Annotated in this window: 21 protein-coding genes and 1 CRISPR repeat array; all 21 genes read right to left on the bottom strand. The window is 37.2% G+C overall.

What is annotated here, in order from left to right; genetic code table 11:
* Positions 1-12 precede the first annotated feature (12 nt).
* The 21 genes from ISU02_RS08400 to ISU02_RS08300 all read right to left on the bottom strand — a co-directional run bounded on the left by ISU02_RS08400 (position 13) and on the right by ISU02_RS08300 (position 23,688).
* Positions 13-510, bottom strand: coding sequence for an L-2-amino-thiazoline-4-carboxylic acid hydrolase (locus ISU02_RS08400; protein WP_194701366.1), 498 nt, complete (start codon positions 508-510; stop codon positions 13-15).
* Positions 511-670: 160 nt separating this feature from the next.
* Positions 671-1,297 carry a dihydroxyacetone kinase subunit DhaL gene (gene dhaL / locus ISU02_RS08395; RefSeq protein WP_194701365.1) on the bottom strand — a complete coding sequence of 209 codons (627 nt, stop codon included), beginning with the start codon at positions 1,295-1,297 and terminating at the stop codon, positions 671-673.
* The gene (gene dhaK, locus ISU02_RS08390; RefSeq protein WP_194701364.1) at positions 1,294-2,289 is read right to left on the bottom strand and encodes a dihydroxyacetone kinase subunit DhaK; all 996 of its coding nucleotides are present in this window, start codon (positions 2,287-2,289) and stop codon (positions 1,294-1,296) included. Before dhaK ends, dhaL begins: the two co-directional genes overlap by 4 nt.
* 8 nt (positions 2,290-2,297) lie before the next feature.
* Entirely contained in the window at positions 2,298-3,005 is a 708-nt protein-coding gene (locus ISU02_RS08385) for an ABC transporter ATP-binding protein (protein ID WP_194701363.1), read from the bottom strand.
* Complete coding sequence (locus ISU02_RS08380) at positions 2,998-3,786, bottom strand: ABC transporter ATP-binding protein (protein WP_194701362.1); 789 nt, start codon at positions 3,784-3,786, stop codon at positions 2,998-3,000. The genes ISU02_RS08385 and ISU02_RS08380 overlap by 8 nt, the downstream gene beginning before the upstream one ends.
* Positions 3,783-4,805, bottom strand: coding sequence for a branched-chain amino acid ABC transporter permease (locus tag ISU02_RS08375; protein ID WP_194701361.1), 1,023 nt, complete (start codon positions 4,803-4,805; stop codon positions 3,783-3,785). The genes ISU02_RS08380 and ISU02_RS08375 overlap by 4 nt, the downstream gene beginning before the upstream one ends.
* Positions 4,806-4,807: 2 nt before the next feature.
* Positions 4,808-5,686, bottom strand: a complete 879-nt coding sequence (locus ISU02_RS08370) for a branched-chain amino acid ABC transporter permease (protein ID WP_194701360.1) — start codon at positions 5,684-5,686, stop codon at positions 4,808-4,810.
* Between the two features lie 57 nt (positions 5,687-5,743).
* Positions 5,744-6,865 (bottom strand): ABC transporter substrate-binding protein, encoded by a 1,122-nt coding sequence (locus tag ISU02_RS08365; RefSeq protein ID WP_194701359.1) that lies wholly within the window; start codon positions 6,863-6,865, stop codon positions 5,744-5,746.
* A gap of 47 nt (positions 6,866-6,912) precedes the next feature.
* On the bottom strand, positions 6,913-8,163 hold the full coding sequence (locus tag ISU02_RS08360; protein WP_194701358.1) for an L-cysteine desulfidase family protein: 1,251 nt from the start codon (positions 8,161-8,163) through the stop codon (positions 6,913-6,915).
* Positions 8,164-8,524: 361 nt separating this feature from the next.
* A complete protein-coding gene (locus ISU02_RS08355) occupies positions 8,525-9,292 on the bottom strand; it encodes an alpha/beta hydrolase (protein WP_323985030.1) in 768 nt (255 codons plus the stop codon).
* Between the two features lie 154 nt (positions 9,293-9,446).
* The gene (locus ISU02_RS08350) at positions 9,447-10,082 is read right to left on the bottom strand and encodes a response regulator (RefSeq protein ID WP_194701356.1); all 636 of its coding nucleotides are present in this window, start codon (positions 10,080-10,082) and stop codon (positions 9,447-9,449) included.
* On the bottom strand, positions 10,075-11,307 hold the full coding sequence (locus ISU02_RS08345) for a sensor histidine kinase (RefSeq protein WP_194701355.1): 1,233 nt from the start codon (positions 11,305-11,307) through the stop codon (positions 10,075-10,077). The genes ISU02_RS08350 and ISU02_RS08345 overlap by 8 nt, the downstream gene beginning before the upstream one ends.
* A gap of 40 nt (positions 11,308-11,347) precedes the next feature.
* A complete protein-coding gene (locus ISU02_RS08340) occupies positions 11,348-12,613 on the bottom strand; it encodes a zinc ribbon domain-containing protein (RefSeq protein ID WP_194701354.1) in 1,266 nt (421 codons plus the stop codon).
* Positions 12,614-12,623: 10 nt separating this feature from the next.
* On the bottom strand, positions 12,624-13,769 hold the full coding sequence (locus ISU02_RS08335; protein ID WP_194701353.1) for an SPFH domain-containing protein: 1,146 nt from the start codon (positions 13,767-13,769) through the stop codon (positions 12,624-12,626).
* A 622-nt stretch (positions 13,770-14,391) separates the two neighbouring features.
* Positions 14,392-14,781 carry a hypothetical protein gene (locus ISU02_RS08330; RefSeq protein ID WP_194701352.1) on the bottom strand — a complete coding sequence of 130 codons (390 nt, stop codon included), beginning with the start codon at positions 14,779-14,781 and terminating at the stop codon, positions 14,392-14,394.
* A gap of 139 nt (positions 14,782-14,920) precedes the next feature.
* Positions 14,921-15,973: a helix-turn-helix domain-containing protein gene (locus tag ISU02_RS08325; protein ID WP_194701351.1), complete on the bottom strand. Its 1,053-nt coding sequence runs from the start codon at positions 15,971-15,973 to the stop codon at positions 14,921-14,923.
* Between the two features lie 25 nt (positions 15,974-15,998).
* Positions 15,999-16,289 (bottom strand): type II toxin-antitoxin system RelE/ParE family toxin, encoded by a 291-nt coding sequence (locus ISU02_RS08320; RefSeq protein ID WP_323985029.1) that lies wholly within the window; start codon positions 16,287-16,289, stop codon positions 15,999-16,001.
* A 289-nt stretch (positions 16,290-16,578) separates the two neighbouring features.
* Entirely contained in the window at positions 16,579-17,346 is a 768-nt protein-coding gene (locus ISU02_RS08315; RefSeq protein WP_194701350.1) for a CPBP family glutamic-type intramembrane protease, read from the bottom strand.
* Entirely contained in the window at positions 17,343-18,071 is a 729-nt protein-coding gene (locus tag ISU02_RS08310; RefSeq protein ID WP_194701349.1) for a MerR family transcriptional regulator, read from the bottom strand. Before ISU02_RS08310 ends, ISU02_RS08315 begins: the two co-directional genes overlap by 4 nt.
* Before the next feature lie 377 nt (positions 18,072-18,448).
* A CRISPR array of direct repeats spans positions 18,449-19,406; the repeat unit is 30 nt; unit sequence GTTACATTCCCTACATGGTAGGGTGTAGTC.
* 186 nt (positions 19,407-19,592) lie between these two features.
* Complete coding sequence (gene cas13c / locus ISU02_RS08305) at positions 19,593-23,057, bottom strand: type VI-C CRISPR-associated RNA-guided ribonuclease Cas13c (RefSeq protein ID WP_194701348.1); 3,465 nt, start codon at positions 23,055-23,057, stop codon at positions 19,593-19,595.
* A 184-nt stretch (positions 23,058-23,241) separates the two neighbouring features.
* A complete protein-coding gene (locus tag ISU02_RS08300) occupies positions 23,242-23,688 on the bottom strand; it encodes a hypothetical protein (RefSeq protein WP_194701347.1) in 447 nt (148 codons plus the stop codon).
* Positions 23,689-23,752 lie beyond the last annotated feature (64 nt).

The following is a 23,752-nucleotide window of genomic DNA, read 5'->3' as shown; positions in this document are numbered from 1 at the left end:
CACACTAACGCTCTATTTTTTATAAAAATTAACTTCGCAAATATCATCTCCAGCAGCAATGGTTTTACCTAATTTAAACTCATATCCATTTGCTTTTGCGATACCTCTATCGCCATCCATTGCACAATCACACATGAGCTCAATCTCTTCATTTGAAAAGCCTTGCTTTTTCCACGCAGCAACCAGTGGGCAATAATTAAATTCTACTTCAAGCTTTTCTTCATTGCAAGTTTTCACTTCCATCTCGAAGATCTTCTTTGTGTTTTCTGGTAGAAAAGTCTTTTCAAAGTTTACAATGCCTTCTCCAACTTGACGCGCTTTTATATCTTCACCGTGAAATCCACCTGTTTTAAAAATAGCATCTCTTGTGAATTTTTCTGAATCAAATCCCGCTTTTTTAGCTTCATCCATCATCAAAGCCATCCATGTTGCTCTATGTTCAATAGCACTTCTTAAGCCATTGACAACCTCATTATCCGTATGTTTTGCAGTGTTTTTGATCTCTTTCATCTCTTCTCTCCATTGATTTATATTATTTAGATTTTAAATTGAAAAATCTATAAAACAAATGCTTTAATACGCTGAATCAAATCTTAAAATTTAACAGATTTATTTGGCACAGTGCCTTTGGCTGTTCATTGGGTACGTTCACTTAAAACGTTTATAGATATTACTTACAAATATGTTTTCCCAAGATGTCCAGTTGATAATACATGGTCGCTGCACCTGCATCGATATATCCAACGCCCTTATCTTCTCTATAAGTTGCTCGACCCTTTTTTGCAATCATTGCTTTGGTGTCCAGCATCCCTTGTTCAGCAGCCCTTGATATCGCGGCACCCAGTTCCTGCTTCGTAAGTGCTTTTTCAAGTCCATCACCATATGCTTTTACCACACTGAACAGTGGATCGATCATGGTTTTGTCCCCTGGACTTGCCTTGCCTCTGCTCATCATGGCATCCAGCGCCGTCTCTAAAAATTCATGTCCTTTTTGTAAGTCCATGGCTTCTTGTCCTTTTAAGGTCATGGAAGCTTTTAAAAAAGCATCGCCATATAAAACACCTGATGACCCGCCGACCACACTCATAATGCTCATGCCAACTTTCATAAACAATTCACTGAGCGGTAGCCCCCTTAGGGTGTCTTCCATTTTAACAATTTCTTGATAGCCCTTATTGATATTGACCCAGTGGTCGCCGTCGCCAAGAACGGAATCAAGTTCTGTGATATAATCCTTTTCAGATTCTATTTTTTCAGCAATTTCTAAAAACATGTCCACTATATTGTTGCTATTCATAATGACCTCACTTTTAATCCCGGCGTATTGGCTTCATAGTCCAGAAGTGTTTTCAATTCATCATCCAGTTTCAACAAGCTCACTGAACAACCTGACATTTCAAGTGCCGTCATATAATTGCCCACGAATGATCTATAGACTTTAATATTTTTTTCCTTTAAAAGACTTTCCACTTCATTGTACATGATATAGAGCTCCATCAATGGTGTTGAGCCCAAGCCATTGATCATTACTGCCACTTCCGAATCCGAGTAATCGTAATCTGCCAGTATTTTTTCAACCAGTATCTCTGCAAATGCTTTTGCGGACTTGACATTGGTATGAAACACACCTGGCTCGCCATGTATCCCCATACCGATTTCAACTTCATCTTCTCCCAGTGTAAATCCGGGTTTCCCCACACCTGGTAAAATACATGGTGCCATCGCCATACCCATTGAACGCACATTTTGAATCGTCTTCTCTGCAGCTGCTTTGACTTCACTTAAACTGCCGCCCATTTCAGCTTTTGCACCTGCAATTTTATGAACAAAGACAGTGCCTGCAATGCCTCTTCTGCCAGCTGAATACGTGCTATCTTCCACAGCCACATCGTCTTTTACAACGACATAATCCACTTCTATGCCTTGCATCTCTGCAATATCTTTAGACATTTCAAAATTCATAATATCGCCAGAGTAATTTTTGATAATTAATAGAACGCCTGCACCTGAATTCGCTGTTTCTATGCCCTTCACAATTCTGTCTGGACTTGGAGATGCAAATACGTTTCCTGAGACAGCTGCATCGAGCATACCGTAGCCAACATAGCCTGCATGAGCCGGTTCATGCCCTGAACCTCCGCCAGAAACCAAGCCCACTTTGTTTGTTTTCTTATCTTTTCTAGAGATGACTTCGAATCCTTCGTGATAAGTCAATTCAGGATGTGCTTTTTCAATCCCTCTGAGCATTTCTGTAACCACATGATCTGGGTTGTTAATTAGTTTTTTCATAATCACTCCTATAAATTTCCAAGATAGGCTTGTTTGACACGATCATCGTTTAACAGTTCCTTTGCATTGCCCTCTATGATAATCTTTCCGGTTTCTAAAACATAACCTCGATCTGCCACTTTTAAAGCCATCTTTGCATTTTGTTCAACAAGTAAAATGGTCATGCCCAGTTTATTGATATCCTTAATCAATTCAAAGATCAATAGGACCAAGTTGGGCGATAATCCAAGAGAAGGTTCATCTAAGAGCAAAATTTCAGGTTTGGACATCAAAGCTCTGCCAATGGCAAGCATTTGCTGTTCACCACCACTTAAAGTCTTAGCAATCTGTGTCTTTCTTTCAAATAATCTCGGGAACAATTCATAGACCATTTCATAGCTTTGATCGATCTCTTTCTTGTCAGAGCGCGTATAAGCTCCAAGTTTCAAATTGTCGAAAACAGTTAATTGCGGGAACACTTCTCTGCCTTCTGGAGATAAACTGATGCCCTTTTTAACAATGTGCCCTGGTTGAACACAAGTTATATCTTCATCATTGTATAGAATCTTGCCCTCTTTAGGCTTTAAAAGACCTGTAATGGTACCAAGCGTCGTGGTTTTACCCGCGCCATTGCTGCCAATAAGTGTTACAATTTCACCCTTATTGATGTTTAGATTAATGCCTTTTAGAGCATGGATGTTATCGTAATACGTATGAATATTTTGCATTTTAAGCACAATCTTCTACCTCCTTACCGAGATACGCTTCAATTACCAATTTGTTATTGGCAATCTCTTCCGGTAAACCTTCAGCGACTTTCCTACCATGGTCAATCACATAAATACGATCTGAGACATTCATAACCACACTCATATCATGTTCTATTAAAAGAATCGTGTACCCTTTTTGGACAAGTGTCTTGATAAATTGTAAAAGTTCTTCGGACTCTTGAGGATTCATCCCTGCCGCTGGCTCATCTAAAATGATGATTTTGGCATCTGTGGCAATTGCCCTTGCAATTTCAAGACGTCTCTGGTCACCATAGGGCAAATTCGATGGATAGTCACTTATTTTATCAGCAAGTCCAATAGAATCTAAAATCTCTATCGCCTTCAGCGTCTTTTCCTTTTCAATCGTCCTAAACTTTTTAGTTCTAAAGAGTAAATCCACAAAATTATAATCGGTATTGATGTGCATGCCCGTTAAAACATTTTCAATCACACGCATTTCTTTAAAGAGGCGTATATTTTGAAATGTCCTTGCAATGCCTGCTTTAACAATTTCCTGAGGCGTTCTATTTTGAATTTCTTCGCCATCAAAAACAACCTTGCCGCTATCCGATTTATAGATGCCCGTCAGCAGATTAAAAATAGTTGTCTTTCCAGCGCCATTAGGCCCGATAATACTTACAATTTCACCTTCATGCACCTTAAATGTCACTTCATCCACAGCTTTTAAACCGCCAAAACTTATCGATAAATTTTGCACTTCTAAAAGCAATTTATTCTTTGTCTTCATTGATAATCACCTTCAATTCCACTTGGCATTTTATATGGTTTTTTACTTTGACCGCCTAAAATACCCTCTGGTTTAAATCGCATCATCAATACAAGGATCAACCCATAGATTATAAAGCGATATTCGCTGGCGAATCTCAAACATTCAGGAAATGAGATCAAAAGCGCAGCGCCCAAGTAAATGCCTTTCATGGTTCCCATGCCCCCCAAGATGACAATACTTATGATGAGAATGGAAATATCAAAGTTGAAGGTATTTGGATCAATAAACCTAACCATATGCACATAAAATGCACCACCAAGCCCAGTTAACATTGCCGAAATAACAAAACTGGTGATCTTGTAACGTGTTGTGTTGATGCCCATTAAAGTTGCTGCAAGTTCATCATCTCGAATCGCCATAAAGGCACGACCCATCTTTGAACGAATGATCATATAGATGGCTAGGCTGACGAGCAGCAATAAAACTAGGACCAGATAGTATAAACCTCCATTGAAAGTTGTCAGTTCAAATCCAAAGATTACAGGTCTGGTGATCCCTGAAACGCCCAATGCGCCTCCAGTCAACCAATCCCAGTTTAAGGCCATCATCCGCACGATTTCACCAAAACCCAGCGTTGCAATGGTCAGGTATGTGCCTGAGAGTCTCAGTGTTGGTGCCCCAATCAGCAGGCCCAAAATGCCTGCAACAATCATGGCACATATCGCACTGAAAATGAATGTCATGCCAAAATGAACGTTTAATAGCGCTGACGTGTAGCCTCCAATTGCACAGAAGCCTGCATGACCAATGGATACCTGACCTGTATAACCCGTTATCAGATTTAAGCTCAATCCCAAAATAGCGTATAATGCAATCATTGTGAAAACGCGAATGATGAATGAGGATAAACCTATTTTAGGTAAGGCAATGGCCACACAGAGCAAAAGGCAAATCAATGCATACTTTAACTTTTTATTTTGATTTATCTGATCTACGAAATTATCCATTATATTTGTTTTCTTATTTTCTTTTTTCATAGCTACACCTTTTCAATATGCTTTTTGCCAAAGAGTCCTGTCGGCTTTAAAATCAACACGATGATCAGTATTAAAAATGCAATTGCATCTCTATAGCCACCGCCCAGATAGTTTGCCGCAAAACTTTCCGAAAGACCCACTAACACGCCGCCTACAACGGCACCGTGTAAAATACCAATGCCACCAAGTACAGCTGCGGAAAATGCTTTTAGACCGACAATAAAACCCATTTGAGGATTAATTACTTGATAGTAGCCACTGATTAAAGTCCCTGCTATAGCCGCTGATGCCCCACCAAGAAAAAACGTAAAGGATACAACTTGATTTACATCAATCCCCATTAAACTCGCCGCTTTTGAATTTTGTTCAATTGCACGCATTGCCAGCCCAATTTTGGTATAGTGGATGACATAAGACAAAATCAAAAGAAGTGCAAGTGATGTTAAAAATATACCAACTTGTGTCGATTTTAGAGATACACTTCCAATCTTGATTATGCCCAAGTCAAAGATCTTGGGAAACCACTTGCTTTCGCTCCCAAATATGATCATCAAACTGTTTTGAATAATATACGAAATACCAATTGTCGTAATCAGAGCTGATATTTGTTTAGATTTCTTTTTTCTTAACGGTTCTAGACTGATCTTGTCAATTGCTACTCCTAAAAGACCTGTCACAATAATGCTGGCACACAATCCCCAAATCAAGCCATATCCCATGGTCACTACAACGACCATGGCAATATGTGCTCCAAAAGCATAAACTGAACCATGAGAAAAGTTAACAAGTCTTAAAATGCCAAAGACAAGCGAGTATCCTACAGCAACCAAAGCGTATACCATTCCCAAAGTCAATCCATCAAATATTAATTGAGAAATCATCGTTCCACCTCTTTCATAAAAGATATTTAATTAAGGCGCATATGTCATCACCACTTCTTAATTATATTCAACGAATTGTCCATCTTTGATAATTAACCAGTTAAAAGTCTTAAGTGCATCCCCATTTGAATCAAATTGTGTCAAACCAGATACGCCTTCGTATTTCAAATCATAAAGTGCCTCTTTGATTTTAGTTCTATCTGTGGCATTCGATGCTTTAATCGCTTCAATGATCATGCCCATAGAGTCATAAGCTTGAGCCGTTAAACTACTTGGTACTGAACCATAGGCTTCTTCGTAAGAACTCACAAAGTTTGCCACTTTAGGTTCTGTGCTGTTATGGAAGAAGATAGCAGGTAACGCAATACCTTCAGCATCTTCTTTAGCAAGTTCAATCAACTGTTCTGAATAAGCATTTGAAAAACCAACTAAGTTAATTTCCGGATTGATGTCTTTGTACTGTGAGGCAAAAGGCCCTAAGATATTATACATAGCACAGACGATAATAGTATCTGGATTTTGAGCATTTAACGCAGTAACCGTAGGTGAAAAATCCACTGTGCCATCCACAATTTCTTCATGTGCTACAATTTCAATATTAGGAAAATCTTTTGAAAGCTTATTCATTAGAATATCTGCTGTTGATGTGCCCCAGTCTGTTTTTACAGATAAGATAGCCACTCTTTTGGCATCGAATACTTCTGAAGCAATCGTCAGAGTTTCCTTGGCTTCTACATTGATCAAACTGTTGTTTCTGAAAATGAAGTCCCCTTCACTCGAGTAATCTGGATGAGATGCTGATGGTGAAATTTCAACGATACCCACTTCTTGATAGGTTGGAGATGCCGCCATACAAACACCACTTGCAAAGTGACCTACAACGCCTACGATAGAGTTATCGCTTGCAATTCTCTCTGCAATAGACGCCGCTTCTTCGCCGCTATTCTTGTCATCATAACTTACGATTTCAATCTCTTTACCAAGTACGCCACCATCTGCATTGTATTCTTTTGCAATCATCTCAACTGCGTTTTTAAACCCTGTGCCATACTCTGCAAAATCACCTGTCAAAGGTCCTGCAATGGCAATTCTAATTTTACCTGAATCCGCACTCTTACATCCTGCTAATGACGTCGTTACTAAAAGTAATACCAAAACTAATATCAAATTTTTTTTCATTACTTTGTCCCCCTCGTAATCTATATTGCATTACATTGCAATCACGGTTACCACGAAGTCATAATATCCAAAATGACTTCATCTGTACTTTTCATACCTTTGTTGCCAATTTCACCTACAGCCGATATGGTCTTATCGACACTCTCAAAGATAATACCACATCCGTTTTCTGCCACGATGCCTTTAAGCGCCAAGTCGGAAGCTAAAAAAGCACTGTCAAGACTTGAATAAATCTTATAAGCACAGGATGGCTTTGCCCCATCACAAATCACACCCGGTAAATTGGAAAAGGCATTCTTGATACTGTTTTCAATCGCTTCAAATGTGCCCCCGCGTAAATAAGTAATTGCGCCACTCACTGCGGTAGCTGCACTTACTGCCCCACAAAATGCGGAAAGCGAACCAATCTTAGATTTGATATAAATCGCTATTAGGTTGGCAAATATTAATGCTCTGTACATCTTTTCTGTTTCAATCGCTTCGCTAATGCAATAGACATAAATCGGCAAAGACACAGTCATGCCTTGATTACCCGATCCTGAATTGATCACCACCGGTAGAGATGAACCACTCATCCTAGCATCTGATCCTGCTGCCGCATAAGCAACTGATTTCTCCTTGGCGGATCTGGCCGTTTTAATAAGCGTTTTCCCAATATTCATACCAAAATCTTCTGACAGTCCTATTTGAGCTATACCATAATTTTTTTCAATTTGTTGATCTAATATGTCTTTATACATCAGATAATCGCCCGAAAAAGCAAATTCAGTGATGCCTGAATAAGACATAAAAGTGTAATCAGTCCCCTTGTTTAATACTTCAACTTCCAAATCGTGTAATGTGAGATCATTCTTTTTTATTGAGGTCACATTGGTATGCTTATTTTCAATCACGACGCACACCTTTTCATTTTCGGAATATTCTGTTATTTCAACGTACAAATTGCTCTTATTCTTGACTTGAATAACCCTTATTTCTATTGTTTTTAAAAGATCCTTAATCTTAGAGATGTTTTCTTCACTAACATGCTCTAAAACCTCTAGTTTGCTTTCGGGTTTGGATGATAACAACCCCGCTACCACAGCGACTTCTATGCCACGCATACCGCTTGTATTCGGCACAATAACGCCTTTAACATTCTTGATAATGTTACCACTTACAGAAACCTCAATTTTTTTAGGCATTGATCCCAGTTGACTCTTAGCCAGTGCTGCGGCATATGCTATTGAAATAGGTTCTGTACAGCCTAAAGCCAATATCAACTCTTTTTTGAGTATTTCTCCGTATTCGTTTTCCATTCATTCACCTCGTATCATTTTGATACTTTCGTCTAATGATTCCAGCTGGATTACAATATGATACTAGCATTAAGAACGTTTCATGTAAATAAATATTCAGTATCATTTTGATACAAGCGTTTATTATTTCGATCCGTTTTTTGCTGTAGAGGTTGTCTCATCTATGCTTCACCAAGTGAATAATATGAATTTTCTGTTTTTTTAAAAGAGCTGCTTTGATAAAAAAAAGTGTAATGATTCACTTAAGAAATCATTACACTCTAATTTAAAAATTTATTTTGAACCCTATTTAGATCATATCTTAAAATAATATTCTAATCGATTTTAGTATTGTTTTTTGAAAAATGCCAATAGGAGATGTTTAATCAAAATGCTTTGAAAACCACTCTATGGATAATTGAATCACTTTGTCATACGCTTCAACAAAACTATGGCTACTACCTTCTAAAATGACTAATGTCGAATCTCCAGAAACCAACTTTATCGCATCTTTAGAACACGGATATAAAGTGGCTTCCATTTCACCTTGATCACCATGAATCATTAAAATAGGACAATTGATCTCTGCAAAGAGTGCCTTTTGATCAATTTCTGCTATATCTGTGGCCAACTGCGAGTCCACCATCACTTCTTTTCTGATCCGATTCTCATTTTTTATTGTAAAGTAACCTTTCGCCTCAATCTCTCGGCGCTGTTCTGCAGTATAAAATTCATCCGCCCTGAAGTCTAATGGCCCAGTCAATGGTCCAAGCAGCACCATTGTCCTTATTATTTCAGAGTAAGTCCTAAGTGAAATATAAGCCCCTAAACTGTGCGAAAAGAGCGCTATCTTCTTGTAGCCCAATGTCTTAACATAGTCAACTGCTGAAATTAGGTCATCTGATAATTTATCTGCTGTAAGCGTATCATCGTCACTTTCTCCACAGCCGCTAAAATCAAAAGATAGAGCACTTATGCCCCGTTCATTTAATGCCTGTGCAAGTTTTCCAAATCTGTCATTTGCGTATTGATCAGATGCAAAGCCATGACACATAATCACCATTGCTTCATCTCCTGCACTATAAAAATTGCCCACTAATTTTAAATCACGTGAATTTTTAAAAGTTATTTTCTCCATTTTATCTTGTATACGCTTTTTAAACTTCTAATCTATCGACATATATCCTCCTTCCATAATTGGATTTGAGTATTTATATCCAACCTGTTCTTCTGAAGTACATATGAAATATATATAAACAGATTCATATTCACTATCACTGAGTATTCTAATGAGATCTCCTTGCTTACATCTGATTTTTGAGCATCAAAATGGCAAGTTGAGTCCGATCTCTGAGTTTCAGTTTTTCAAGGACATTGGTTAAGTGATTCTTGACCGTGCCTTCTGATAAAAATAGAAGTTCACTAATTTCTTTGTTGCTCAATCCCTCCGAAATCATTTTCGCAATTTCAAACTCTCTTGGTGTGAGCTTCATCCTAATTTCATTTTGAGTATTTTCATCAATGCGTGAAAGGTTTTTTACCATTTTTGAAGCCACATTGGGTTCTATGACTGTGCCGCCTTTAATCGCTTTTCTGATGCCATCCAATAATTCTTCCGGAGGCACATCTTTGAGCAAGTAACCGCTTGCACCTGCTTTTAATGTCTCGAAAATATAGTCATCTTCATTGAACGTCGTCAAGACTAGGACTTTGGTTTCAGGATAGTCTTTTTTAATCAAAGCTGTTGCTTCTACCCCATTCATTTCTGGCATTCTGATATCCATGAGAATAATATCAGGCTGCGAGGAGGCGACCTTTAAAAGTGCTTCTTTACCGTGATCCGCTGTCCAAACAACTTGCATATCAGATTGCAAGTTGACCATCATAACAAGTCCGTTTCGAATGAGTTTTTGATCATCTACAATGGCTACTTTAATCATGGCGCCCTCCTCTAAACTTAATCATGATTTGAAATCCTAAATGTGCATCGCTTATAATTTCAGAAGTTCCACCTAACTTTGAGACGCGTTCTCTGATAAAGCGAAGTCCATTGCCCTCCTCAAAATCGTTATGAGCATTTTCCATTCGCTCATGCTTGCTGGTCGATTTTTTGCCCATATTTTTGCTTTTACCATTGTCTATAATTTTCAATAACAGCTCTCCAGATGTGAGCACATTTAGCATCAGCCAAATTTCAGTAGCATCCGAATGTCTAGCCGTATTGGTCAATGCTTCAAGGACCGTTCTGAAAATCATTTCTCTGTATTCAGCATCCAGCGTATCTATATTGACTTCAAATTCAAAATGTGTTTTGATCTGAGTTTGTGCAGTAAAGGCAGCCACTTTTTGTTTGAGTTTGACCATAGTGGAGTCATCCATAGGACTAACTTGTAGCGTTTCTACTGTTTCTCTCATTGCGCGAAGGATCTCACGCGCATGATCTGCCGCTTCCTTTGCAAGTGGATCTTGATATTGCATGTTAAGCATTTCAATCTGCATAATAAGCCCTGTGATTTCATGTCCCAAGGTGTCGTGTAAAGCACTTGCCAGTTCAGCACGTTCTGCAATTCGTGTAAGCCTAATAACTTCTGTTTGAGTACGTTCAAGAGATTTATTTTGAGTCGAAACCGTATCCAGCGCTTTTTCAAGCGAAATCCGTTTTTGTTCATTTTCATCCAGCAGAGAAACGACTTTATTGCGCTCTATCCAATATGACTTTGAAAAATAAAGTGCAGTCATCACTAGAATCAATATCATTTCTAGAAAACACATTTCTGCAATGAGTTCATAATTGATTCCATAAGGTACAATCAAGTAAAAATTAATGCCGAGTAGCCCCATGGATAAAAAACCCACTTTCAATGCATCTTCACGGCTGAGCACAAAAAAGCTCTCCACAATAAGGATCAGATAGAAGGCAATAAAGATCATATTCAAATTAAAGCGCGATATGTAATTAAGGCCTAGAACCAAACCACACTCTATGAAATAGAGGTTTCTACTCTTGGTTTTAATCCCTATGACAGCACTCCCTAAAAACCCAACTAAAAGAAGCATCAGATAGGCCAATCTCATACCTGATGCTTTCTCAAAGTAAAGTGCAACAAGGGAGAGCAATACGCCTGCGAACAATCTTATTCCTATAATTTTCTTGTTCTTAGCCATAGTCTCACCCCGTTCAACTCTATATCCTATTCTTGTAGCTCTAACTAAAATAAAGTGTTTCCAGTTGGTTAATCATTGTAGGGTCATCCGATCCCATAAACACATAAGCAACAATAGCAATCACAATTAATGCCGCCAATACTGCCAGTGTGATTTTGATGACGCTCTTTGGATATTCCCCGATGACTTTTCCGGACTGCCCATTGATCATAAACTGAAAGACCTTTTCATGATAGTTAAAACTGGAAAGCCATACTGGCAGCAAAATATGCTTAAAAGTAACGTCGTTATACTGTGTCTTTATATTTAAAAAGCGTATTGTATCCCCACCAATTTTCCTCTTGATCTCAGCGTTTAAATCACGATCTATTTCTATTTTACCTTCTTCCCATCCCTCTTCTAAAGCAACACTGTAGCGCTCTGCGTAAAAACCTGATAAATACTCGGGTTTGTAGCCTTTAAGTTCTCCAAGCGTAAAAGGTTGAATTTTATTGATCAACTTGTCATCCACTTTTTTAGAAGCTCTAATGAGCACATCATCAAAAAATCTACTGTAGTCACCACTTACAGGTGTCCATCGCGTTCTGCGTTCTTGATAAGTCTCCGTTTTACCATTCACTGTTCTCGTCCGAGTGACATAGTAATAATCTCCACGTTGGGCGGTATAATAAGAATACGTGTTGGAATCATACGTCCAATGCGGGATGTATGTCCCCAATAATTTATTGTTTTTATACGAATTTTTCAAATCATTTGGTGCGAACCAACGCTTTGTAATCCATTCTTTAAAGTGATCTCCTGCCAATTTTTCAGTGACGGAAAAGGGTACCAAATATTGAGGAGGTATGGTATTTTCAGCTTCTTGAAAAGTGATATGCGAAGATCCACAGTAATTACAAAATTGCGCCTGGGTATGTGCATCAAAGATAAGCTCGGCGCCACAGTTTTTACAAGAGAAACTCTTGATATCATCGTCATTCCAAGTTCTAGCACCCTCTGCAAGCGCAGACTCAAAGCATCTCTCTTCAATTGCCTTGTTATCCGAAGCAATTTCCTTCTCCGTGCCACAGTAAGGACATTTGAGATTGCCCGCTTCAGGGTTAAAAACCATATTACCTGCACAAGCTGGGCATTGGGTGACCAATGAGTTTTCAAAGTTGGACTCATATTCACCAGCAACTGGCTCGTCATCGTCGCTTTCCGCACCACCTTCATGCCCTTCCATAAAAGAAGTTGCTTGATCTTCTATTTCACTGGGATCATGCTTCAATCGATCATCTATTCCAAGATTATCTCTTTTCTTCATGAGTCACTCCTTAAGCTTTCGTCGATTGGCCGCAATGCGGACAGAATTTTGCATCGGCATCTATACTCTCGCCACATTTAGGACATTTGCTTTCAACGACTTGACTTGCACCGCATTCCATACAGAATTTCGCGTTTGGATCAATTTCATGTCCACAGGAAATACACTTCTTGATAAAACTAAAGCCACATTCAGAACAGAATTTTGCACCTTTCCTGTTTTGCGCGCCGCACTTGCCACATGCCACAGTCTCCATATGCGGTTGAGCTTGTGGTTGAGTCTGTGCTTGATTTGGTGATGCCATAGCATCTGCCATCACTTTACCAATCCCTGCCCCAGCACCCATACCAGCACCCATACTTGCAAACCCGCCACCTTCGTTTTGGGCAGCATCTCTTATGGCTTCTGCGGTTTGGAACTTCATATATTGGTTAAGATCGCCAAGAGCGCCCATTTCAGTTCTTTTATCGATGGCTTTTTCAACTGATTCTGGCAATGATAAGTTCTCTACTGCAAAATCAGAGATCATCAACCCGTAGATTTCAAATCGATCGGTGATTCTCGCCATGGCAAGTTGACCAATTTCATCATACTGTGTCGCCAAGTCCATCGCTGGAATTTTAGCTTCTGCAATCACATCCGAAACACTGGACACAATTAAGCTCTTAAGATGTTCATTGATTTGATCCACTGTAAAAAACTTGTTCGATCCAAAGACTTCTTTTAAGAATGTAACAGCATCACTCACTCTAAATGAATAGACTCCAAACCCTCTAAGTCTTAAGATCCCAAAATCTGCATCACGCATCATAATCGGATTTACAGTACCCCATTTTTGGTTCGTAAACTGTTTCATGTTCACAAAGTAAACATCCGTTTTAAAATGATTCTCAAATTTAAATTTCCAGTTGGAAAGTGATGTGAAAATCGGCATCGTTGCTGTATGTAGCTCATATTTACCAGGTTCATAAACATCTGCAATCTGTCCTTCATAGACAAAAATCGCCACTTGCGAAGGTCTGACGATCAGTTGTGCCCCTTCTTTGATTTGTTGCTTATCTGTCATCGGAAATTTGTAGACCATCGTATCTTGAGAGCTGTCCTCCCAATGAACGACTTCAAGAAATTCACCCTTAAGAAAATTAAATAATCCCATTTCATACACTCCTTTGATTTTAATCTATAAATTGATCCTGCTGTACACATCATTTTCAAATGTCATTTAACGATTAACTGCTCAGATACAGCAATAATGAGTTGCTCTAGTAGCTAGACTTTATACTGTCCCCTTTATTTTAACATTACAGAGATTATAATTCTATAAACATAGGATTAAATATTACTATAACCCTCGGGGAAAATACCCCGCTTAAAAAAACGGGGTATTTTCCCAAATCAATGTGAGTCAAGACTCACATTGATTGCAAGCTGACACGCTTGCGCGAGGGTTACAAGGGTAGCGCGGCGGACCGAGTAGTTTGTTGATTTTGATGATATGCCTGAGTATCTATATATTTTGTGTAACTTTATTGGTATTGCCAATATGCCTTAAAGACAGCCATATCCCTCTAATAACAAAATTATTGATATCCATATGCGTTGGTATAATCAGCGTCTTAACGCTCAATCATTTGATGGGAAGACAAAGAATATTATACATATACATCATCATGTTCTTCATAACGATTCTATACAGTGTCATAGAAAATTTCAGAATAAAACGCAATTAGCCAATTAAGTATCGCCGAAATAATCATTGTGACATCTAGACGATTCAATTACGGCGTTTCCACCCTAACACTAAGATTAGAATACACATCAACAGAATCAATATCAATAGAAATCCATTCATAAGGTTGGTCTATATAACCCAATATATTGTACTTTTCTGTTCGATCCGCGTTGATAACATGCCTCATGTTCAAGGCATTTTCATTGAAATTGCCCAAACTATATTTAAAAGTAATTGCTGCATGTGGTTCTATACATTCAATCTTATAGTCTTCGCCGTCATTTGAGCAAACAATCAAATTTTTTATACTCTCATTAGAATTGTTTCTTATCATGATATCTGTTGTATACTCTTTTCGGGCACCAAATACTATAAAGCAAATTGCAACCAACAGCACCAAGGTGAAAATCACTTTTATTGTCCTTTTGTCTTTCATTAGATTAAAATCCTTCCTGATCATCAAACTGGATAAAAATTATACACTAATTTTACAAAGTCCTCTCTCCTCAAAAATAAAGCCTACCAGACACTGAGACTGAACCATTAGACTCATTTTGGGGATGAAATGAAATCCTTTAATACTCTATTTCATATTTTTCTTTTACATCATTAAAACGATCATATGGAATATAATTTTCCTTTTGTAGACGGCCTAAAACTATCCCTGGCGAAATACTTATTTTATTAGCAAAAGAAAATATAGATTCTTTTGAGAAATTACCAGTCTTAACAAAGTCATCAAAATCGGTTGGTGAAATAAGTGTGTCTTGGGCAAAAATATCGGAATCATTTTCTTCTATAGGTGTGGTTTCTTCGACATTGCTAATATGACCTGAAATAATATGATGTAACTCATGAAATAAACTAAACCAAAATTTATCCGCATACTTGCCTCTTACAGTTAAGCCCATTACGATCTTTTTGCCATCGTAAAAAGTTGCCCCATGTAAAAAGGAACCTCCGATATGTGGTAGAAAGATTAGTGCAATACCACACTCAGCTAAAGTATCAACTAATTCTTTACAGAACACCTCTGGTTTTTTAGTGGTCATTTCCCTAATTTTAGGGATTTCACTTTTCAATTTACTTATGTTTATTGGCAAAACATTATATTTTCGAGCCTCTAATCTCGCTTTTTGAGCCCATACTGCAAGGCTATAATCACTAATACCACTTTCTCCAGTTTTTCGATATGCAATCCCGAGAATTCTTAAATTATCAAGTAATTCAAGCTTTGCTACTTCAAAAAAACGTCGTAACTCAAGCACTTTTTTTTCAGCATTTCTTGTCTTTTCCACCCATCCTAGAGTAGCAATCTTCGCATAGGGGAATAATCTTGCCACCTCTATATCCTTTTCCATCTCCTCTTCTGCAATAACACGTGCCAACTTTTCACGATACATAACTTCAAGATTACTCCAAAAAGTTGCTGGCACACCCAAAACCGACTCCAACCTCAATGCAACGTCTTGTGTTAATTCAACTTGACCATTAATTAATCTACTCACATGCTTTTCCGACAAACCCATTCTAAGAGCAAATTCCTTCTGCTTTATGCCTCTATTTTCAATCTGCTCGCGTATTGTCGCACCTGGCGGAATAGCAATTGTACTCTTGCTATACCTCATAAAACATTCCTCCTTGCCACTTCTTCTAGTGGTAATCCTCTATCTTGATAATTCTAACGACTTGAATCTTTTTATCTTTTTGCTCAAAGATCATTCGATAAGGCTGTACCAAATCCATTGCATACTCACCTTTTCTATTTCCACGCAACGGATGACATCTGCCAATAGAAAACTGAACAAGCATTTCTACAGAAGTTGCTGACCTTATTTGATCTATGCGTTGATGGATGAGAATTGCCATTTGATCACCATATTCTTTTTTAGCAAAAGAGTAATTTGTACACACTCTTTCCAATTTATTAGACTTGTATTTCACATCGATCAACGCATCACCTCTTTACCTGTAAGGTTAATTTATTATACCATTTTCAGACTTGAATATCAACGAAAATTAACCTTATAGGTAAACTCACATTAGGAAGGATAAAAATCGTATTGATCTAACAACTTTTATTAGAGCATCTCTATTACAGTATCTGAAGATTATTAAGATAGGATCAAAGTGTCGAAAGCCATGTTAGCATTCCCCCTTTACTCTATAAATCGTTGCGCTCTTCCGACAACCGACACTACAGTGTAAAGGGGGATTCTCAACTTTTTTAGCCTTAACTCAATATATATATATAAATGAAGAGCAGTGCATCACAACACACATGCGTCATTGCATGTGCAATCATGGCATATTGTATACCCAACTTTCTATAGAGCCATCCAAAAACCAATCCGAAAACACCATTGAGCAACATGCACCTGAAAACGATCAAAAAACTGAGTTCTCCAAATAAAATAAGCGTTGCCGGCAAGTGTCCTAATGCAAATAGTAAAGCTGCCATCACATTTGCAACAACAAATACCCACTCAGGTATTTCAGCCTTCGCATATTTGCGAGCGAATATCTTCCATACTATCAGTGCAAAAAGAGACATTAAAAACCATCGCAATAAAATTTCTTCCACGACGCCACCATATGTGATTTCCGAAATCAGATATTCAGGTGAGAACGGATAAGTGTTGTAATATAGTGCAACCTGCGGCAACATTTTTGCGAAGATAAAATAATCAAGCACGAAGAAGAGTACGCCACATGCACTCCCCCAGATAATAGCCACTTTCACAGATTTTTTAGAAAAATTGAATTTACGGACCAGCCCGGTCTTATCTGCAATCAGATAGCCTATGAAGCCAAATATCAAAGCATATATAAGGGTTTGAATTGTAACCATTATCACAAAGTAAGTTGGAGTCATTTCCACCTGAATGGCGTCGGCAAGCCCTGTGCTCAGTTCATAAAACCCAACTGAAATGCCTGCAACTATAGAAAATGGTAAGATGCAAAGTATAAATTTCAATGCTTTTTTAAGTGTATTTTTCATTTCTGCACCTCATCCGAATACGTCTCTACGCACCAGCCTTTATGCTCGCACGCTGTGCAGGTAAGCTTTCTCATCTTTGGCGTATGCTTTGAAAATACAAACTCTCTAAATTTGGGTTTGAATTTTACACCACATTCTGGACAAATATAGGCTGTATTTTTATAATACATTTTCAGCAGTAGGATCGCTATCGCAATAATAATCACCATGCTAATAGCAAAAGGCCACCAAATGCCCTTTGTAATCCAAATATAAATTGTAGCAATTTCAATAATATCCATGGGAATTCCAACTGCAAGCATCGTCCTGTAAGTTTTTTTAAGTTTTCTCTCGCCATTCATAATGTGATCTATGTCATTTATTGAATTGACCTGGATGGTTTTTGAGTTGCGTAAGTTTGTCATGACAACTTCAATGGCTTTTATCTGATTTTGTCCCTTTTCAATTTCTGCATGAATTTGCCTTGCCTGTTCTTCAAGTAACAATAGCAATACCTTATTCGGTGTTTCACTATTAAGCACATCTTTAATGGCGTCCAGTGAAAGCCCAAAGGTCTTCAACAGACAAATTAGGTGCAGCTTTTGCAGATCATCATCAGAATAAAGGCGCCTACCACCCTCAGAAAGCTCGGCCGGCTTAAGCAACTCCTTTGTATCATAAAATTGAACCGTCCGAACCGAAACATCACACAATTTAGCCATTTCTCCGGTCGTATATTTTGACATAAATTTCACCTCCTTGGCATCATCTTACTGCATTACGCTACGTCACAAGGAAGGGGTAACGTAAGAGGATTTTTCAAAAATACACTTAATAATGGCTTTCTTCACAAGGTTCACGCCATACACTATTATTCACTTGCGTCCAATCCCAATATTTTGATATAGACATTATGTATTTCTCCTAATTCAAAATTCTGCACATTTTTTTAACTCCACTCTTTTACATTTCATGAATTCATATTATTTCCCTAATTATACTATTTTCTTTTCAAATTCTAAAACAAAAAAACTTCTCCCCTCCAAACTTGGAGATGAAAAAGTTATTTTTCTATAAGATAAAGTGCAGTTCTCAAAAATCAAATGGCTATCAGTGCGTATTTTGTATATTCCCTAGATGGCAGGGTGTAGTCCAGCAAAGAGACCATAGAGATGCTTGAAAGTAAGTAGTTACATTCCCTACATGGTAGGGTGTAGTCAGCTTTCAATAAAACAGAAGCTGAATTCAATTCGAGTTACATTCCCTACATGGTAGAGTGTAGTCGGCGAAGAAAATGTGGGAACTATGATTAAAGTGTTTAGGTTACATTCCCTACATGGTAGGGTGTAGTCTCTTCAAAAATCACTTAATAACTTTATTAGATCCTTGTTACATTCCCTACATGGTAGGGTGTAGTCTGATGGTGTTGCTGTTCTCAACGTGGTTTGTATGGAGTTACATTCCCTACATGGTAGGGTGTAGTCGAAAGTTATGGTTGCTGATATCGATGGATTTTGCATGTTACATTCCCTACATGGTAGGGTGTAGTCTTATACAGTACGATGAAACGGGATATCCACTCAGATGTTACATTCCCTACATGGTAGGGTGTAGTCAATGACGCAAGAAGAAAAGGATCGGTATATTAAAACGTTACATTCCCTACATGGTAGGGTGTAGTCTATAATATAAGAGTAAGACCAACCACAAGCTATGATTGTTACATTCCCTACATGGTAGGGTGTAGTCACTTCACAACCTTGTTGTAAAACCGCTTAATGATGGGTTACATTCCCTACATGGTAGGGTGTAGTCTCTATTGTCATTCTTACTGTTCTTATGTTTGTCCACGTTACATTCCCTACATGGTAGGGTGTAGTCTATACCCACTTGTTTGTAACCTATTTTATTCCATTTTGGTTACATTCCCTACATGGTAGGGTGTAGTCTTTTGTTAGACGAATACGCAGACACAATGCATTTTAGTTACATTCCCTACATGGTAGGGTGTAGTCACTGTCGTCTTCGCACCTAGTAACAACAATGTAAGTGTTACATTCCCTACATGGTAGGGTGTAGTCCCGTTGATTTCTAGTTGCCTATTTTCAACGGCTAAGGGGTCTTATTTTGTCGACCACCTTCATTTTAACAGAATTAGCACGTCTCATCAATCCACTAAATATTAAAGTGAGTCAAATGAATCCATACAGAGCTTGTCGATCCCCAGTCCTTTTTACGTTACTCGAGGTCGACAAACTTTTATATCATTACTCTACGACTTTAATATATCGCATTTTAAAAGACGACTTCTGATTTGTGTCTATCTCATATGAGCGTTCATTAATCCTAATTTCTTCCTGATTTTTATCTTTATAATCATAAATTACTGTTAATTCATTTTCATAAAGCCCATTAAAATTTATCAATACCAATTTATTATTTCCTAATAAATACTTTATTGAATTTAAAAAGAAATAGCGTTCTAATGTTGGCTTATGATTATTACAAATTCTAATGTCACCATCACTTGCTTTATGAGCACTCTGGACATGCACATTAATCATTATTACTCGATCTACATCTAAAATACGAGTGAGTTCACTTTTGACTTCAAAATTTATTTTGTGCAGAAATCTACCTCGTTCATCTGAGATAGTGCTCTGAAAAGTTCGATTAATTTGATACTCATAATCTATAATCTCAGCTTTGGACATACTTCCAATTCTTTTAGGAAAAGTTTTGCCTTTTGCGTTCTTAACATCAATCTTAGATTCACAGATAGCCTCTGGTAAATTACTTATGTCCCCACTCTTTAATGCCAAGTCCCACCCTTCTTGTTCGAATGCTTTCTTTAAGTCATTGTATGAGTTTAATATCGTTTCTATTTTGCGTTTGTCTTGATCACGGTCTTGTTGATTTTCACGTTGTTCTATCAAGGTCTTTCCTTTCGGTTTAGAAAGAATACTTGATTTCTTAAGTGAAAAGAGGATTTGATCATATCGCATCAAATAATCATTATAGGAGTCACCACCAATAAGAATTTGATCAAGTTTTAATCTTTCAGAAATCAGAAATAGATTCATTACTTCTCTTTGAACAGATGAATTTTCATCCGTATTTGTAACAGAAAATTGATTTTCAAACCATTCTTTAGGGTCTAAATGCAGTATTGTATTTCTAATTCCTGATCTTATTTTATAATATGATTTTTTACTTAAATCACCAGTTTTTGCATATTTCAAGCAACAGTTGAAATTATAATGAATTTCATTTTTCTTATTTTTGCTTACTCTTTCTTGTTCCTCTTTTACAGCTTCAATCGATTCTGCTACGGACTTAAGACCTTTTTCCTGAGCTATCTTAATCAATACTCTCAATTCAATATGCGTTGCCAAATGGAAGATGTTTTCATATGTTTTCATAATCGGACGAACGATTAATCCAATTAATTTCATATCATCAATAACTTCATCTGTTAAATAATCAGCTTTCAATAGGTTTTTGACAATCCTTCTGTAATAAAACGGATCTACAGGCGCATCCGTCGCTTTACTGATCTTACTCTGAAGAATATCCTTTACTTCATAATGAAAAAGATCATATCGGCGAGCACCTTTTTCAAATAAGCGCATGTGATGGAAAAATTGATCTTTAGACGTTTCTGGTGTGTTATCTTCTTCGCCAATGAATTGAAAATCTACATTTTTCAGATCATAGTAGTGATGTTTTACAAATCCTAAAAAATCACCTTTGATCTCTCTAGGTAAAAACAGATGAATTAAGGCATACAATTTAAAAAGTACATTGCGGTTATTAGACTCAAATATATTTTCATCTAATTTTCTAACTGCATTGATTTGATTCTTTATCGTTCCAAAATTAAATTCACTTTCCTGATTTTTGCCTTTGGAAATTTTAGGTACTTTGACAGCAAGCCATTTTTTAACACAGGCTGCTCTATTCTCATCTGTATTTATGAGCCCCCACTTCTCTTGAAATTGCTCAGAATCCAAGTTAAACTCATTTTTAAATTGTCTCATATCCATTCTAAATACATCTTGAAGATACCCAAAAGCAATTCGCAATTTATATTCTAGGCGATACATTGAATTTCTCTTTGTAATGGATTCCATCTTATCTTTAAGGCACTTAATTTCTTTATTTTGTTCTGTGATTTCAGCTTTAATCTTGTTATCACGTGGCCGAACTAAGAGGGTATTCATCCTTTCAACAGCTGATTTATGTTTATTATATAAGTATTTATATTTAGGATTAAGCTGAATATCTTGATAATAAACTTCGCCATCACTTTCAAGAAGCCATTCTTCCAACGTCTGACTCTCTTTTTCTTTCCCTTTTAACTTTTTAAGAACATCAATGCGCTCATGGTAATCTTTCTCTATAATTGCCTTAACAGCTGAGTTCTCTATACCATCTTGTACCAATAAAGTATTTATAAAACCATTAAAGCCATTCTTACTCTCACAGATCATTTGATACAATTCATATGTCTTTTTCAAGTCTTTTGTCACGTCCAGAATGTGGAATTTTTCATTACCATCAAGATACATTGCCGTATAAGTTTGCTTCACTTTTACATAATGATTCATGACTTTAAACAGTTTCAAATCTAATAGTTCTATCAAAGCTTCATTATCCTTGCCATTCCCTGTGAATAAGCGATCAAAATAATCATATTCAAAATGTGCGAGTTTATGCCTTAAATCTGAGAAGATCTTTATAATTTTGATCAAATCAACCCTTAAGTCCACTTTTTTGTAATCCTCAATAACCGTCGGCATATTTTCTTTTTGCCTTTTTATTCGCGCTTCTAGCGCTCTCTTTTCATTGCCATATTTAAGGTTTAATAGTGCCTCTTCATCATTTTTTAGCTTTAATTTCAATTTATCCACATACTGATTGTGATTGCCAATAAAATCATTGACCCTTAAAAACAAGTAGTCATTAATCTTGTCGATTACTTCATCTATGTTTTCCTCTTGATTCTTATAATCCTTTTCAATCTGCCACACTTCATTATATCGCTCTCTCACTGGCGCAACCATAAAGTGATTGATAAACGTGTAGTAGAACAAAAGACCGCTCCTATATTCAAGAAAGCGATTCATTTTATAAATGTTTCTAGAATCAATTTCTTTTCCATCCGATGAAAGGACGTACTTATAACTTTGAACCGTCTCTTTTGAAAGCAGAACTCTACTCGTAGATGTCTTCTTTTCTCTACGGCCTAAGCGATCAGCTTCTGTGGTTATATTTCTGATATCCTCTAAAGATACAGTTATTTCCTTTTGTCGATTATCTTCTTTATCGTCGGTTACATTGCTAACATATCTCCAACTGCCCGTAATCTTATACTTTCTAAGGATATGCTCTGGTATCTGACTATCTTGATCATGTGAGGCATACTTTGTAGCGATGATTCCATTACCACCATTAGGTTCATCTATAAGTTCAAGTGAGGGTGTTCTGTAATGCATCACCTTATCTTCAAGGCTACCTAGTTTAACGGCTTTTATAGTCTTAAAAATAAGCTGTCCAAATGCTTCTGTGTGCTCATTTTCGAAAGCCATTTGATCAATTTGAATTGTATCCACGCCACCCTGCTTATGATACAAGACCTTGAGTTCTTTTATTTGACGATCATCAAAATTTGAAATGATTATTCTTACAATACTGCTTTTGTTGCCCTTTTCCCTCGTAGTAGATGCCATATAGATCCCCTCCCATGAAAACGATTTCCCTTTTATGTAATCTGATTCCATTTTACAGGACTTCAATTCAACTGTCCAACAGAGATTCCTCTAAACCCTCCTATACCTCATCTTTTTCCCAAGTACTATGTAATTAAGCCATAGTACCGTAGACACTATGAGTTCATATAAAATCGATTGTCTTTTATTCGACAAATGTTTTCAAATTTTCGTTGTACTGCTCGTAAAGTTCTAATAAATGATTGCTTTTTTCAAAGATGACATCATGAGGCTCTACCTTATCATTAGAATAAACATAGGTATCCTTATTTTCAAGAAGATCTATTTTAGCATCCATAAGCTCATAAGATGCTGAAATCATTTCATGGACCAAATTTTCAGCCTCATGTGTTTCGGAACTGGTCTTAACTTTACTTAAATTGGATGCCAGAGTATCTATTTTGTCCCTATTTTCAGCTACAGTTTCTAGGTCATCGCTCTCCATTGAACCATAACTTGCAAAAAAGAGCTCATGGACATCAGAAACTGTTTTTCTGTAATAGTTTTCTTCTGTTTGTCCATTATTCAAATTCAAAATAAGCGCTAGAGCAATTACAATTGACCAAAAAATAATTTTATGATGTATTTTCATAAGTTACCTCCCAATATAATATAGCATAAAAAAAGGACTCACAGAACATTTTTTCCTATTTAAC

It is taken from the genome of Fusibacter ferrireducens, from assembly GCF_015352425.1.
Taxonomy (GTDB): Bacteria; Bacillota; Clostridia; order Peptostreptococcales; family Acidaminobacteraceae; genus Fusibacter_A; species Fusibacter_A ferrireducens.
The sequence above is the reverse complement of the archived record's forward strand: the minus strand, read 5'-3'. Positions and strand labels throughout refer to the sequence as shown.